Origin of the sequence: Kitasatospora sp. NPDC051984, assembly GCF_044593455.1 — a bacterium.
Lineage (GTDB): Bacteria > Actinomycetota > Actinomycetes > Streptomycetales > Streptomycetaceae > Kitasatospora.
The window spans coordinates 1-14,193 of the sequence record NZ_JBIUCB010000027.1 but is presented as its reverse complement, the minus strand read 5'-3'; the positions used below and the strand labels follow the sequence as shown (position 1 = coordinate 14,193).

14 protein-coding genes and 1 pseudogene are annotated in these 14,193 nt (G+C 71.8%); 8 read left to right on the top strand and 7 right to left on the bottom strand.

The features are described from left to right. Nucleotides 1-308 precede the first annotated feature (308 nt). The gene (locus ACIHEI_RS32365; RefSeq protein WP_396609198.1) at nucleotides 309-1,919 is read left to right on the top strand and encodes an ABC-F family ATP-binding cassette domain-containing protein; all 1,611 of its coding nucleotides are present in this window, start codon (nucleotides 309-311) and stop codon (nucleotides 1,917-1,919) included. A 16-nt stretch (nucleotides 1,920-1,935) separates the two neighbouring features. Here the strand turns inward: ACIHEI_RS32365 and ACIHEI_RS32360 are convergent, their stop codons facing one another. Next, entirely contained in the window at nucleotides 1,936-3,936 is a 2,001-nt protein-coding gene (locus ACIHEI_RS32360) for a carbohydrate binding domain-containing protein (RefSeq protein ID WP_396609197.1), read from the bottom strand. Nucleotides 3,937-4,141: 205 nt separating this feature from the next. Between ACIHEI_RS32360 and ACIHEI_RS32355 the strand changes: the two genes are divergently transcribed. Next, nucleotides 4,142-5,227: a substrate-binding domain-containing protein gene (locus ACIHEI_RS32355; protein ID WP_387863699.1), complete on the top strand. Its 1,086-nt coding sequence runs from the start codon at nucleotides 4,142-4,144 to the stop codon at nucleotides 5,225-5,227. On the opposite strand, the gene ACIHEI_RS32350 is transcribed toward ACIHEI_RS32355, so the two are convergent. Continuing rightward, entirely contained in the window at nucleotides 5,224-5,880 is a 657-nt protein-coding gene (locus tag ACIHEI_RS32350; RefSeq protein ID WP_396609196.1) for a GNAT family N-acetyltransferase, read from the bottom strand. The genes ACIHEI_RS32355 and ACIHEI_RS32350 overlap by 4 nt on opposite strands. Before the next feature lie 95 nt (nucleotides 5,881-5,975). Between ACIHEI_RS32350 and ACIHEI_RS32345 the strand changes: the two genes are divergently transcribed. Both ACIHEI_RS32345 and ACIHEI_RS32340 read left to right on the top strand, forming a co-directional pair. After that, nucleotides 5,976-6,662, top strand: a complete 687-nt coding sequence (locus ACIHEI_RS32345) for a hypothetical protein (protein ID WP_396609195.1) — start codon at nucleotides 5,976-5,978, stop codon at nucleotides 6,660-6,662. A gap of 14 nt (nucleotides 6,663-6,676) precedes the next feature. Continuing rightward, nucleotides 6,677-7,342 carry a hypothetical protein gene (locus tag ACIHEI_RS32340; protein ID WP_396609194.1) on the top strand — a complete coding sequence of 222 codons (666 nt, stop codon included), beginning with the start codon at nucleotides 6,677-6,679 and terminating at the stop codon, nucleotides 7,340-7,342. On the opposite strand, the gene ACIHEI_RS32335 is transcribed toward ACIHEI_RS32340, so the two are convergent. Continuing rightward, nucleotides 7,339-7,569 (bottom strand): hypothetical protein, encoded by a 231-nt coding sequence (locus ACIHEI_RS32335; protein ID WP_392948322.1) that lies wholly within the window; start codon nucleotides 7,567-7,569, stop codon nucleotides 7,339-7,341. The two genes, ACIHEI_RS32340 and ACIHEI_RS32335, sit on opposite strands and share 4 nt — an antisense overlap. A 73-nt stretch (nucleotides 7,570-7,642) precedes the next feature. Here ACIHEI_RS32335 and ACIHEI_RS32330 point away from each other — a divergent pair, with 73 nt between their 5' ends. Continuing rightward, the gene (locus ACIHEI_RS32330) at nucleotides 7,643-8,662 is read left to right on the top strand and encodes an LD-carboxypeptidase (protein ID WP_396609193.1); all 1,020 of its coding nucleotides are present in this window, start codon (nucleotides 7,643-7,645) and stop codon (nucleotides 8,660-8,662) included. Nucleotides 8,663-8,744: 82 nt separating this feature from the next. On the opposite strand, the gene ACIHEI_RS32325 is transcribed toward ACIHEI_RS32330, so the two are convergent. Beyond that, the gene (locus ACIHEI_RS32325) at nucleotides 8,745-9,467 is read right to left on the bottom strand and encodes a TetR/AcrR family transcriptional regulator (protein ID WP_396609192.1); all 723 of its coding nucleotides are present in this window, start codon (nucleotides 9,465-9,467) and stop codon (nucleotides 8,745-8,747) included. A 107-nt stretch (nucleotides 9,468-9,574) separates the two neighbouring features. Here ACIHEI_RS32325 and ACIHEI_RS32320 point away from each other — a divergent pair, with 107 nt between their 5' ends. Then, entirely contained in the window at nucleotides 9,575-10,483 is a 909-nt protein-coding gene (locus ACIHEI_RS32320; protein WP_396609191.1) for an NmrA family NAD(P)-binding protein, read from the top strand. A gap of 59 nt (nucleotides 10,484-10,542) precedes the next feature. Here ACIHEI_RS32320 and ACIHEI_RS32315 read toward each other — a convergent pair whose 3' ends face one another. Then, nucleotides 10,543-11,511: an alpha/beta hydrolase gene (locus tag ACIHEI_RS32315; protein ID WP_396609190.1), complete on the bottom strand. Its 969-nt coding sequence runs from the start codon at nucleotides 11,509-11,511 to the stop codon at nucleotides 10,543-10,545. 102 nt (nucleotides 11,512-11,613) lie between these two features. Then, the gene (locus tag ACIHEI_RS32310; RefSeq protein ID WP_387645488.1) at nucleotides 11,614-11,931 is read right to left on the bottom strand and encodes a putative quinol monooxygenase; all 318 of its coding nucleotides are present in this window, start codon (nucleotides 11,929-11,931) and stop codon (nucleotides 11,614-11,616) included. Between the two features lie 144 nt (nucleotides 11,932-12,075). Here ACIHEI_RS32310 and ACIHEI_RS32305 point away from each other — a divergent pair, with 144 nt between their 5' ends. Further along, entirely contained in the window at nucleotides 12,076-12,969 is an 894-nt protein-coding gene (locus ACIHEI_RS32305) for an AraC family transcriptional regulator N-terminal domain-containing protein (RefSeq protein WP_387863684.1), read from the top strand. A gap of 155 nt (nucleotides 12,970-13,124) precedes the next feature. Next, nucleotides 13,125-13,874, top strand: a complete 750-nt coding sequence (locus tag ACIHEI_RS32300) for an SDR family oxidoreductase (RefSeq protein ID WP_396609189.1) — start codon at nucleotides 13,125-13,127, stop codon at nucleotides 13,872-13,874. A gap of 46 nt (nucleotides 13,875-13,920) precedes the next feature. Here ACIHEI_RS32300 and ACIHEI_RS32295 read toward each other — a convergent pair. Further along, nucleotides 13,921-14,040 (bottom strand): annotated as a pseudogene (locus ACIHEI_RS32295) (Tn3 family transposase); the annotation flags it as partial. Between the last annotated feature and the right edge of the window lie 153 nt (nucleotides 14,041-14,193).

Sequence of the window (14,193 nt, the reverse complement as noted above, 5' to 3'; positions counted from 1 at the left end):
GGGGCGTACGACACCGGGAGTTAATTCCGTTGCATCCGGCGGCGGGGGTTCCGTACGCTCGGAGGCGTCACATTCCCGCATGTCTGGAGAAGGCCGTTGCTTGTCTGAGGTCATGAGACACCGCGCCACGCCACACCCGTGTTGTTTCCGGGTTTCCTGGTGTGCGGACGCGAGTGCGACCTCGGCTGGGCAGCGATCCATGGCTCCCGTGCGGGTTTTTGCTTTCCCGTGACGGCCCTTCTCGCAGCCGCGTCCTCGGTGTCTCCCCGTGTTGTCCCCTTTCCCACGGCAACTGACGGAGGCCCTCCATGGCGCAACCCACCACCTCGATCCTCTGCACCGACCTCGGCTTCGAATGGCCCGACGGCCGCCCTGTGCTGAGCGGTTTCCATCTCGCGGTCGGCCCCGGCCGCACCGGGCTGGTCGGCCTGAACGGCGCCGGCAAGTCCACCCTGCTGCGGCTGATCGCGGGCGAGCTCACCCCGGCCTCCGGCACCGTCCGGATCGCCGGTGAACTCGCCTACCTGCCACAGGACCTGACGGTCGCGTCCGAGCAGCGGGTGGACGAGACGCTCGGCATCCGGGCCAAGCGCGAGGCCCTGCACGCCATCGAGTCGGGAGACGTCGACGAGCGGCACTTCACCGCCGTCGGCGACGACTGGGACGTCGAGGAGCGCGCCCGCGCCACCCTCGACCGGCTCGGCCTGACGGGGCTGCACCTCGACCGCACCACCGGCGAACTCTCCGGTGGCCAGGCCGTTCTGCTGCACCTGGCGGCCCTGCTGCTGCGCCGCCCCGACGTGCTGCTGCTCGACGAGCCCACCAACAACCTGGACGCCCAGGCCCGGGCCCGGCTGTACGACGCCGTGACGGCCTTTCCGGGCGTGCTGCTGCTGGTCAGCCACGACCGGGAGCTGCTGGAGCGGGTCGACCAGATCGCCGACCTGCGGGACGGCGAAGTCACCTGGTACGGCGGCAACTTCAGCGCCTACCAGGAGACCCTGGCGGCCGAGCAGGAGACCGCCGAGCGCCTGGTCCGCAACGCGGAGGCCGATGTGAAGCGGCAGAAGCGGGATCTGGTCGAGGCCAGTCAGCGGCTGGCCAAGTCCGCGGCCTACGGCAAGGCCCGCTCGGTGCGGCGCAACGACCCCAAGGCCCTGGCCGACAAGCTCCAGGGCAAGGGGGAGGAGACCGCCGGCCGTCTGCGCGGCATGCACACCGAACGCCTCAACGAGGCCAAGGAGCGGCTCGCCACCGCGGAGGAGGCGGTCCGGGACGACGCGGAGATCCGCATCGACCTGCCCCGCACGGCCGTCCCCGCCGGGCGCAGCGTGCTGCTGCTCGAACGGGTGCGGCTGGCCTACGGTGGCGCGGTCGACCTGGAGCTGCGCGGCCCCGAGCGGGTCGCCCTGATCGGCCGCAACGGCTCCGGCAAGACCACGCTGCTGCGCACCGTCGCGGGCGAACTCGCCCCCACCGAGGGCATGATCACCACGCCGGTGCCGATGCGGTACCTGCCGCAGCGCCTCGACGTGCTGGACGACGAAGCCACCGTCTTCCGGAACGTGAAGGCGCACGCCCCGGCCGCCACCGACAACGACATCCGGGCCAGGCTCGCCCGGTTCCTGTTCCGCGGCGCCCGGGCCGATCAGCCGGCCGGCACGCTCTCCGGCGGAGAGCGCTTCCGGGCGACGCTGGCGGCTCTGCTGCTGGCCGACCCGCCGCCGCAGCTGCTGCTGCTCGACGAGCCGACCAACAACCTGGATCTGGCCAGCGTCCGCCAGCTCACCCAGGCCCTCGCGGGCTACCGGGGCGCGCTGGTCGTCGCCAGCCACGATTATCCGTTCCTGCGGGAGATCGGCATCACCCGCTGGCTGGAGTGGGACGGGGGTGAGCTCCACGCGGTGGATCCGCGCTGAGCTGCTTCCTGCGGCGTCAGGCCTTGGTGACGGTCACGTCGTCGCACCAGCCGTAGCCGCTGCCGGTGCGCGCGTAGCAGTAGATGCGCGCGGTGGTGGCGGTCGGGCCGGTGGTGAAGACGGCCGAGCCCTGGCTCCAGCCCGTCGCGGTGAACGCCGCCCGGTTGCTGGAGCCGGCGGTGTCGTACTCCTTGGCGCCCAGCGACAGTTCGGTGCCGGCCGCCGACACCCGGCCCCAACCGGTCAGCCGGTAGCTGGTGTTGGGATGTACGGCGATCACCTGCTCGGCGGCGGCCTGCGCGGGTCCGACCCGGACGGCGGCGCTGCCGCTGTGCAGGTTGGCGGTGTCCAGCTGCACGCCGCCGTAGTACGTCCACGGGGCGAGCGTCCCGGCCTCGAAACCGCCGTTGCGGACGGGGTCGGGCGCGCTGCAGCCCGCGTCGTCGAAGGCACTGGCCTGCTGGAAGCCGATGTCGGGGCGGCACACCTGCGGCACCGGGGCGCCGAAGAAGTCCTGCCCGCCATTGGCGGGGACGACGGCGCCCGCGCCCCGGGCCGGGGAGGCGGCGCCCAACCGGTAGTCGGCCGGGTCGGCGCCGCCCGGGTTCGCCGGCTGCGGGTCGGCCGTCACCTTCCGGGCGTCGGCCGGCTCGTTGGCCGGGTGGGTGCCGAAGAAGGCGTTGGCGTCCCAGCTGAAGTCGCCGGGCTTGTAGGTGCTGGTGCCGAAGCCGGTGTAGCCGCCGCTGCCCAGGTTGTAGAAGAGGTTGCCGCTCAGCGCGGTGGTCGAGGTCCCGGAGCCCTGCTGGATGATCGGCGTGGTCGAACCGGCCGGCAGGTACACGGTGTTGTTGTACATCCGGGCGTTCTTCTCACCGACCGCGAACAGCCAGCGGCTCTGGTCGGCCCGGCTCAGATTGTTCCGCACCACCGTGCCGGTCGAGGACGAGCCCGCCCCGCAGGCGCCGCAGAACAACATGAAGCCGCCCTGGTTGTCGTGGCTGGAGTTGTACTGGAACAGCGCCCCGTTGTTGCCGTAGTCCGAATCGAAGGCCATGCCGTCGTTGTTGTCGGAGAGCCGGCGCACATGGTGCACCTCGTTGTACTGGACCGTCGTGAAGTCCGAATTGATGGTCCAGATCCCGGCGTTGGAGCCCATCGGGCGCATCGCCAGGTCGAAGGCGGTGTTGTGCTCGACCAGCGCGTGGTCGGCGGCCCGCACCACGATGCCGTCGCCGCCGGTGTCCTGGATGGTGTTGCCGCGGAACACCAGCCGGGTGCTGGCCCGCCAGTTGTCGGTGGTGCCGCAGCCGTCGCCGGTGCCGTAGCTGGGCCGGCACATCCAGGTCGAGCGGTTGGTCAGCCCCTCCCGGTCGACGTGTGCGATCTGCGAGTTCTGCACCGTGACGTCGTCGAAGTTGGTCGGCGTGGTGGTGCCGGAGACCCGGAACTGGATGCCGTTCGACCACTTGGTGGCATCGCCGTTGACGTCGTGCACGTACACGTCGTCCACCAGGTAGTGGGTGCCGACACCGCTCGGCAGGTCGGCGATCTCCACCAGCAGGCCGTTGCGCTCCCGCTTGGTGGCGGCGGTGTCCCGGAAGGTGATCTCCAGGTCGCGGATCTCCCACTGCTCCACGTTGTAGAGGTGGACGGCCGCGTTCTGGCTGCTCGCCGGGTCGCCGGCCACCACCGGGCGGGCGGTGCCGGTACCGTAGCCCGCCAGGATGATCGGCGCGCCGGCCGTTCCGGAGCCCTGCGGCCGCAGGGTGCCGGTGCAGGTCGCGCCGCGCTTGAGCAGCAACTGGTCACCGGGCTGGAAGAGGTGCGCATTGGCGGAGGCGAGGCTGTTCCACGGGGCGGCCTGGCTGCCCGAGCCGTTGTTGGCGGCCGAACAGTCCAGGTACCACGCGGTGCCGGTGGCGGCGTCCGCGGTGGCTGCCGGCAGCGCGGGGGTCAGGAGGGTGGCGGCGGCCAGTGCCAGCGGCAGGGCACGCCGGAGGGAACGGTGCAGGAGCATCGTTGGGACTCCCGAGAATGGAGGGTGGGATGGGGCGCCCGTTCCGGCACCGTAGGTTGACCATGTGATCGAGTCAATACATTCAGACCTTTCGATCGAATGGCGATCGAATGATAAAAATTGATCGGGTAGTTGTCGTCGCACCGGTCGCGGCAACTGCCATCGCGGCCCGCCCGGGCCGCGGCCCGAACCAGGAGGGGACGCCATGACCGTCACGGCAGACGAACGCCGGACGCGGATCCTGCAGGTCGTGCGCGACCTCGGCACCGTCCGGGTGGTCGACCTGGCCGCCCGCCTCGGCATCCCCGCGGTCACCGTCCGCCGGGACGTCGCCGCCCTCGCCGACGCGGGCGAACTCGCCCGCTCGCACGGCTCCGTCGCCCTCCCCGACAGCGGCCCGAACGCCCGCCCCGGCCACCACGACCGGGTCATCGGCATGCTCGTCCCCACCGTCGGCTCCTACTTCGACGAAGTGATCGCCGGCGCCCGCGCCGCCGCCGCCACCGCCGGCGCCCGACTCGTCCTCGGCATCGCCGCCTACGAGGCCCGCGACGACCGCGCCCAGGTCGAGCGCCTGCTCGAATCCGGCGTCGACGGCCTGCTGCTCACCCCCAACTGGCAGCCCGGAGACCCGCCGCACCACCCCGGCGACCACCACTGGCTCGCCGAACTCCCCGTCCCCGCCGTCCTGGTGGAACGCAAGGCCGACCCCGGCAGCGCCGCCGCCGAACTCGACGCGGTCGGCTCCGACCACCGCCACGGCGTCCTGCTCGCCCTGCGCCACCTCGCCACCCTCGGCCACGACACCGTGCTGCTCGCCGCCCGCGCCGACACCTGGACGGCCCACCAGGTCCGCACCGGCTACGCCGAAGCCGGCCCGCTGCTCGGCCTGCGCACCCGCCCCGTCATCGACATGCACCGCCCCGGCACCCCCGCCGGCGTCCCCGACCCCGAATGGGTCGCCCAGCAGATCGCCGAAGCCGTCGCCGACGGCGTCCGCGCCGTCCTCGTCCACAACGACCAGGACGCCATCCAACTCCCGCCCCTGCTGCGGATCCGCGGCCTGCGCGTCCCCGAGGACGTCGCGCTGATCTCCTACGACGACGTCTTCGCCGCCCTCGCCGCACCCCCGCTCACCGCCGTCGCCCCGCCCAAGAAGTCCGTCGGCGCCACCGCCCTCGAAATCCTGCTCCGCCGCCTCGACGGCGGAGCCGGCCTGCCCGCGTACCACGTCGAACTGCTCCCCACCCTGAAGGTCCGCACCTCCTGCGGGGGCGAGGGCGGGGCCTAGCGTTCCGCGGCGGGCAGGCCGAAGAGGGGGAGGCAGGGCGCGAGGCCGTCGATCGTGACGGGTGTGGTGCGGCCGGCCTCCCAGTCGGCGCGGGTCAGCCGGTACCGGTGGGACGTCACCCGGCGGCCGCGCACCACGACGTGCTCGACGCCGTCCGGCCGGTAGCCGTGCTTGCGGGAGACGGCGGACGAGGCGGGGTTGTCCGCGAACGCGGCCGAGACCGCCTCGTCGGCGCCCAGGCCCGCGAAGGCCAGGTGCAGGACGGCCGCGCGCATCTCGGTGCCGATGCCCTGCCCCTGGTACCGCGCGCCCAGCCACGATCCGGTGCTCACCTGCCGCAGCACGCCGAAGTTCCGTGCGGCGACGGTCTGCAGGCCCACCACCTGCCCGTCCGCGAGCACGGTGAGGTTGAGCGCCCAGTCGTCCGGCGCCCACGAGCCGAGCCGCCGCCAGTGGTGCTGCACCACCGCGCGGGCCCGCTCGGCGGGCGGCAGGTCCGTCCACGGGACCATGAAGGGCATGCGGTCGGGTTCGTGGATGCCGTCCGCCGCGAGCGCCGCCAGTGCGGCCAACTCCGCGTCCCCGGGCAGCCGGAGTTCCAGCCGGGGCGTCCTCAGACGCAGGCCCAGTACGGGCCAGTGATCGATCAGCATGCGGCATTGTGCTGTGCGCCGGCGGCCCTGGGCATGTGGTTTTCGGGCCAGGCGGTGCGGGGTGGAGTGTGGGTGTGACCTGCTTGGATGACGGTATGACTGTTGAGCGCGTCGCTGCGTCGCTGCCCGGGATCGCCGAACTCCAGGACCACTGCCGGACCTTGGCGGTGCTGGACGCGATCCTGCTGCCCGTCTGGCACGACCGGTACTTCAGCTACGACGCGCGGTGGGGCGCGGCGGCCGGTGAGGAGATGGCCTCGATGCGGGACGGCAGCGGCGACGAGTACTCGATCGTGTTCGGCCCCGCCGGCGCGTACGTGCGCGGGTTCGCGCACGAGACGGAGATGAGCCCGTACCGCGACGAGGACCACGAGGTGTGGCCCGGCGTGCTGGGCGAGGTACCCGCCGCGTTCGCCGCGCAGGTCGCCGAACCGGCGTTCAGCGACGAGAACGGCACCCCCGCGGTGACGGCCTGCCTGTGGCGCGAGAGCACCGACCCGGCGTGGCGGCACGGCACGATCGACTTCCCGGCCGGGGCCGATCCCGACGGCGCGGACGGCCTGTTCGCGCTGCTGACGGACCGTCGGCCGGAGGCGTACCACGCGCACGCCGAGGACTACCTGGAGGAGGAGATCGACCTGGCGGCCGTCCGCGCCGTCTTCGCCGGCGAGCCGCTGACGGACGACCTGGTGGCCGCCCTCAACCCCGAACTGACCCTGGCGGACCTGGCGGACGACCTGGCCGAGATCGGTGCCGGGGGCTCGTCGCAGCCGCCGCGGTAGGGAAGACTGCGGGGATGCCAGCTCCCGGCCCGCGCGCCACCGTCGAAGAGATCCACGCCCACCTGGTGGAGCGGACCAACCTTGCGCTCCGCCGGATCATGATTTACGGGGGCGAGAGCGTCCTTCGGATGATGATCGACCACCTGCTGTTCGTCGAGCGCAGGCCCGAGGAACTCACCCGGCAGCAGCGGGAATGGGAGACCCGGGGCGTCTGGACGTGCCGAGGCGTTGTCGGCGCGTTCCGGGAGGTGCTCCCCGGGCAGGACGAGCAATATGCGGCCTCCTCGGTGTACGCCGAATTCGCGCACCGCTGCGGCTGGTTGGAGCCGGACCGGGTGCTCACGGAGGACGAGTACGCGGCGCTGACGGGCCGGGCCCGCGCATGGGCGCGGGAGGACCGGACCTGGCCGGAGGTGACGGCGGAGTTCGGGCCGCCGTCGGTGCTGGTCGGCGGGACCAACCCGCTGTACGGCAAGACGCTCGGCTACCTCGGCGCGGACCCCCGGCTGCCGATGGTGTCCTTCCACCTGGGCAACGGCGAGGCAGGGCAGTGGCCCCCGCCGTACGAACAGCCGCTGCTGCTGGCGGTGCGCTTCGGCGAGGGGCCGTTCCTGGAGTCGTTCACCTTCACGCCGGAGGGCGAACGGCGGCGGCCGGTGCCCGAGTCGGACGAGTCCTAGCCGAGCTGCTGGCTGGCGAACAGCTCCAGGTGGCCGCACTGGGGGCAGCGGAAGGCGTCGATCTGGAAGCGGGTGCGGCCCATTCGCTTGGCTCCGCCGAACAGGCCGCGTTCCAGTGGGCCCGCGATCCAGCGGGCGTCGCCGCGGCTGTGCTCGCCGGTGTCCTCGATGAAGCCCTGGTCGAGTCCGGGATTCCCGCAGTGGGTGCACTTCAAGTCCTTTGTCACGGCGGGATTTTAGGCCCGGCCCGATGGCGAAAGTCGGGTGACCCTGCCCCACGGCATCGGTGACACTGACGCCGTGACTGTTTCCGTACTGCCTCACCTGCTTCGGCCGCGCGCGCTGAGGCCCGGAGATCTCGTCGTCATCGCCGCGCTGTCCGGTCCGCTGCCCGCCGCCCACGAACCCAACGTCGAGCGGACGGTGGCGGTGTTCGAGCGGATGGGATTCCGCGTGCGCCGGGCTCCGCTGCTCGAAGTGGGCCGCCGTCGCTGGTGGAGCGCGGCCACGCCGGCGGAGATCGCCGGGGAGCTCAACGGTCTGCTGCGCGATCCCGAGGTGCGCGCGATCGTCGCGAGCGACGGCGGTCAGACGGCGCTCGGCTACCTCGACCTGATCGACATCGAGGCGATCCGGGCCGACCCGAAGCCGATCCTCGGCTACAGCGACATCTCGCTCCTGCACCTGGTGCTCCACGCGCGCACCGGTCTGGTCGGGTTCCACGCCGACATGGCCGTCCCCGGCTTCGGTGGCTGCTGGCCGTCCGCGTCCGTGGCGCGCCAGGCGGAACTCGAGAAGCTCTACTTCGACCTACTGACCGGGACCGGGGCGGTCGGTGCGCTGCCCGCGAGCCCGTCCTGGGAGTGCTGGCGGCCGGGTCGTGCCGAAGGCCGACTGATCGGCGGGGTGATCAACCGCATCGTGCTGGCGCAGGCAACGCCGTTCGCGCTGCCGCCCCAACGGTTCGACGGTGCGGTGCTGTTCTGGGAGGAGTTCGGCGGCCTGGCCTCGTACGTGTGGAGCTACCTGCAGGTGATGCGGCACAGCGGCATCCTCGACCGGATCTCCGGCATGGTCGTGGGCGTCCCGCGCGAGATCGGCGGACTCGAGCCCGGCGCGTCCCCGACCCTGCGCGAGATCGTCCTCGACGTCCTCGGCGACCGTGACATCCCGGTCCTGGGCAACGTCGACTTCGGCCACGCCGGTCCGAACCTGCCGATGCCGGTGGGCATTCGCGTCGGCCTCGACGCGGAGCGGCGGACGCTGTCGCTGCTCGAACCGGCGGTGGGGGAGCCTACGCTCAGCGCTGACCGATCGTGAGGGCGGCACCCGGCGCGGCGTACTCGACCGGGCCCGGGTAACGGGGACGCGGCGTGGGTGAGTGCGCGATTGTGGCACTCGGTCAGCCGGCCGGGCGGCGGCGGTGGGCCCGTTGGCGGCAGGTGGCTCCGCAGTAGCGCGGCGGGCGGCCGGTGGGGCGGGGCGTGAGTGCGGTGCCGCACTCCTCGCAGCGGGCGTTCAGTCCGTCACGAAAAGGCGGGTGTTCCGTGACGAACGTGGACGGCCGCAGACCGTCCAGGGCGAGCCGGACGAGAGCGAGGCCGGCCTGGCGGTCGCGGCGCGCGGCGAGCATCGCGGTGCACCCGACGGCGAACGAGGCGACGCCCTCGGGGTCGAGGTCGGGACGGGCGCCGCCCGCCCGCTGGGCGGCGTGGAGCAGGGCGGTCAGCACCTGGCGGAACCGCTGCACGGCCGCCGTGAGCACCGGGCGCGGCCAGCTCGGGTCGGCGGTCACCAGGTCGCAGACCGGTCCGCGCCGCTGGGACGTCTCGACGACCTCCAGCAGGAACCCGAAGAATGCCTCGGTGGGCGGGAGTTGGGCCAGCCGCCGCTCCCCGGAGGCGATCAGGTCGCTCAGGTGCTGGGCGTGTACCGCCTCCAGGAGGGCCTGCTTGCTCGGGAAATGCCGGTACACGGTGCCCGCGCCGACACCGGCCAGGCGGGCGATGTCGCCGAGCGGGACGTCGAGCCCGTGCTCGGCGAACGCCTCCCCGGCGGCGGACAGCACCTTCGCCCGATTGCGGCGGGCGTCGGCCCGGTCGCCGCCGTCGATCACTGCGGTCATGTCACGAAACCCCTTGTGCCCTCGGAGTCAACCGGGTTGGAGTGTCTCAGATAGCTCGGGCCGAGCACACCCATCCGCAACCGGGCCCGGGCGAGAGGGAGGACCGCATGACCACCGAAACCGTTCGGGGCGTCGTTGCCGTGACCGGCGCCACCGGGAAGCAGGGCGGCGCGACCGCCCGCCGCCTGCTGGCCGCCGGCCGGCCCGTGCGCGCGCTGGTACGGGACCGCACCGCACCCGCCGCCGTCGCGCTCGCGGACGCCGGGGCCGAACTGGCCGTCGCGGACTTCGACGATCCGGCCGGCCTCGAACCGGCGCTGGCCGGCGCCACCGCACTGTTCGCCGTGCCGCCGGTCGCCTACGGACCGTCAGGCAGCGACGACGAACTGGAGTTCACCCGCGGCCGGGCTCTCGCCGACGCGGCAGCCGCCACCGGCATCCGCCAAGCGGTGTTCACCGGCGTCGCCTCGACCTCCGGCGCGGCGTTCGCCGCACCCGGGAAGCGGCGCATCGAGGAGTACCTGCACGAGCGGATCCCGCTGGTGACCGTCCTGCGGCCGGTCCGCTTCATGACCAACTACCTCGGCATGAACGGCCTCGCCCTCGACGGCATCGTCAATGGCGTCCACCGGCACCTCTTCACGCCGAACCAGCCCCTCCAAATCATCGCCCTGGAAGACATCGCCGAATTCGCGGCCCTGGCCTTCGAACAGCCGGACCGTTTCGCCGGACGCACCCTGGAACTCGCCGGCGACGCCCCCACACCGGTCGAAGCCGCCGCCGCGATCACCGCCGCGACCGGAATCGCCGTGCGCTACGAGCAACTCACCCACGACGAAGCGACCGCACTGAACCCCGGCTTCGCCGAGATCCGCCGGCAGTGGGACACCGGACACCGCTGGCACGCCGACATCGAGGCCCTGCGGGTCATCCACCCCGGACTGCGCACGTTCACGGACTGGCTCACCGAGACCGGCTCCGCCGCGCTCCGCACCCAACTGCTCGGCGCCCCGTAGCGGCAGACGTGGCAGCGCGGGCGGCCCGGGGGACGTTGACCGAAACTCGTCGACTTCCCCTATGCGGCGGGGTTCGTGGGCAGGAGTCGGGCGAGCCAGTCAGTGCGGGTTCGGCGGGCTGTGGCCGAGATGTGCGCCTGCGGGTACAGGGCGTCGAATCCGTGGAACCCGCCTGCCCAGACGTGGAGTTCGGCCTGGCCGCCGGCCGCCCAGATGCGGGTGGCGTAGTCGGTGTCCTCGTCGCGGAAGACTTCGGCGGAGCCGGTGTCGATGTAGGTGGTCGGCAGGCCCGCGAGGTCGTCGGCCAGGGCGGGTGAGACGTATGCGGGTACCTCGTCGTCGGTGAGGTCGCCGAGGAGGCAGCGCCATCCGAATCCGTTCATCTCGCGGGTCCAGACGCCGGGCCCGTTCGAGTACTGGAGGCTGGAGGCGGTGGTGTTGCGGTGGTCGAGCATGGGGCCGATCAGGACTTGGGCGGCGATCGTCGGGGTGCCGAGGTCGCGGGCCAGCAGGGTGACGCCGGCGGCGAGGCCGCCGCCCGCGCTGGCGCCTGCGACGATGATCCGGGCGGGGTCGATGCCCAGTTCTTCGGAGTGTTCGGCGATCCAGCGCAGTCCCTGGTAGCAGTCGTCGACCGGGATGACACCGGTGGACTCGGGCGCGAGCCGGTAGTCGACGGAGACCACGACGGCGCCGAACTCGTCGAACCACTCCAACGGGATGTCGATCTGTGAGAAGCGGTCGCCCATGACCATCCCGCCGCCGTGCATCCAGTAGACGCAGGGGGCGGCGGTGGCGCGATCGGTGTTCGCGGGGCTGAAGACGGACAAGGGGATCGGGGTGCCGTCCGGACTCGCGGCGGTGACCTCGCGCCGGTCGATCGCGCGACCTTCCAGGAGGGGTTCGACGGGCATCGAGGAGAAGGGGCGTACCTGCGCCAGCACTTCCGGGCTGAGCTGGGACATCAGTGGCATGTCGGCCAGGAGTTCATGCAGTTCGGGGTCGAGGGAGGGGCGTGCCGTGGTCATGGTCGTGCCTTTCATGGGTGGTGGCGGACGGTCGGGCGAGGACGGGGGTCGCCTCGGCGGGCACCGAGGCGGCAGAGGCTGGGGTGCGGGGTGTTCGGCGGGTCAGAAGGCGGCCTTGCCGCGGACCGGCACGTAGTCGGTGTACTCGGACTCCTTGGCCAGCAGTCCGCCGATCTGCGCCACGATGGCCTGGGCGGCCTCGCCGGCGAAGATCCGCTGGTGGTCCTCCTCGCTGGTCCAGCCCTCGGTGACGTGGACGACGTCGGGGGCGGACGCGGAACGGGAGACGAGGTAGACCACGCAGTACTCGCTCGCGCCGGGGCTGCCCTCGTGCAGGCCGGTCAGCAGCAGGTCGACGAGCCGGTCGCCCATTCCGGGCCTGGCGGTCAGCGTGGCGTTGAAACCGTACGTGGCAATCATGGAGGCCTTTTTCTGCGTTGATGGAGTGCGGTGATTCCATTCAATCGCCGTGACCTGCGTAAACGTTAGAACGATGCTCGCTGGTACTTGCACGATCCTCGCGGGTACGGGAATTTCAGCACAGAACAGTGCTGCAATGGACGCATGCACCTCGAAGAGCTCCGCACCCTGCTGGCCCGGCATGCCCGGCCCGACTGGACCACCGCCATCGACGGCGTCCTCATCTCCAAGGTCGACCGGCCGGATCCGCCGGCGCCCTCGATGTCCGGCACGGTGCTCGCAGTCATCGCCCAGGGCGCCAAACGCCTCGCGCTGGGCGACCGGGTCTACGCGTACGGCGCCGGGCAGTACCTGGTCGCATCCGTCGACCTGCCCGTCACCGGACAGTTCACCCAGGCCGCCCCCGAGCAGCCGGCCCTCGGCTTCGGCCTCACGCTGGAACCGTCCGCCGTCGCCGAACTGCTACTGCAAGCCGGTCCCGGCGACATCCCCCGCCCCGCCGGAGGCACTCCGTCGGGGATCGTCGTCAGCGACGCCCCGCCCGCGTTGCTCGACGCGGTGGTCCGGCTACTGCGCCTGCTCGACGAGCCCAGCGACCGCGCCGTACTGGCCCCGCTGGTCAAACGCGAGATCCTGTGGCGCCTGATCACCGGCGAGCAGGGCGCGACGGTGCGCCAGCTCGGCCTCGCCGACAGCGGCCTCAGCCATGTCGCCCGGGCCGTGCGCTGGATCCGCGAGCACTACGCCGAGCCCTTCCGGGTCGCGGACGTGGCACGGCTGTCCGGGATGAGCGTCTCCGCGTTCTACCGCAACTTCCAGGCGGTGACCGCGATGAGCCCCATCCAGTTCCAGAAACAGATCCGGCTCCAGGAGGCCCGGCTGCTGCTCGCCACCCACCCGGGCGACGTCACCGGAGTCGGCCACCGCGTCGGCTACGACAACCCGTCGCAGTTCAGCCGCGAGTACCGCCGCCAGTTCGGCGCACCCCCGAGCCGGGACGCGGCCCGCCTGCGAAGCACTGCAGGCGTCCTTCCTTGAGCGGCCGGACCGTGAGGGAGGATCGTGCAAGACGAAGCGACAATAGTTCTACTATTCCAGCAGGTCAGAGCGATTCAATGGGATCACCGGTTCTTCCGCGGGGCAGGAAAATGCCTGTCCATTCGCGGATCCCACTACATCGCAAGGATCACCGCATGAAGACAGTTCTGATCACTGGTGCCTCATCCGGATACGGACGGGAGACCGCCCTGTACTTCCACTCGCAGGGGTGGAACGTCATCGCCACGATGCGGACGCCGCGCGCGGGCGTCCTGCCCGAGTCGGACCGGCTCCGCGTCGTCGAGCTCGACGTGACCAAGCCCCAGACCATCACCGCCGCGTTCGAGGCGGCCGGGCCCATCGACGTCCTGGTCAACAACGCGGGCGTCCCGTCGATCAGCGTGTTCGAGGGCACCCCCATGGCCCGAGTGCGGGAAGTCTTCGAAACCAACACGTTCGGCGTGATGGCGACGACGCAGGCGGTGCTGCCCCAGTTCCGCGAGCGCGGCTCCGGCGTGGTGGTCAACGTGACCTCCAGCGTGGTGCTGGGCCACATGCCGCTCTCGGCCGTCTACAAGGCAAGCAAGATGGCCATCGAGGGGTTCACCGCATCCCTCGCGCTCGAGCTCGCGCCCTTCGGTGTGCAGGCCAAGACGGTCGAGCCGGGCGCCTGCCTGACGACGAACTTCGCGGCCAACGCGACGAAGGGCGCCTCGCTGGACGAGCTGGTCCCGGCGCCCTACGCGCCATGGGCGAAGAAGGCCATGGGCGACTTCACGGGCCAGGACCTGTTCACCAAGGAGAGCGACGTCGCCGAGACAGTATGGCGAGCCGTGCACGACACGACGGGCCAGCTGCGATTCCCCGCGGGCCCCGACGCGGTCTCGCTCTCCCAGGCGAAGTGATCAGCCAGCAGGCAAGGTCACGCCGCATTGACACCAGGAGCCGGCCCGGGGTGTAGCCAACGTTGCAGCCGTGCGCGACGAGCAGCGCGGCGATCGTCACGTGCAGGTCCCGCGGGCGGGCCTCGCCGCCGGTCGCCGAGGTGAACGCCTGTTCCGCGCCGGTCCAGGGACTGAGCGGGGGACCGCCGGGCCGGGCTGTCCAGGGGAGCCGGTGTGCGTCTCAGCCCGAATCCACCGGCCGATGCGAGTGTGATCGTTTCGGAGGTTCGTGGGGGGTTGGCCGGTGGGTGGGTGTGGGGCATCCGCTGGTCTGCCCAGC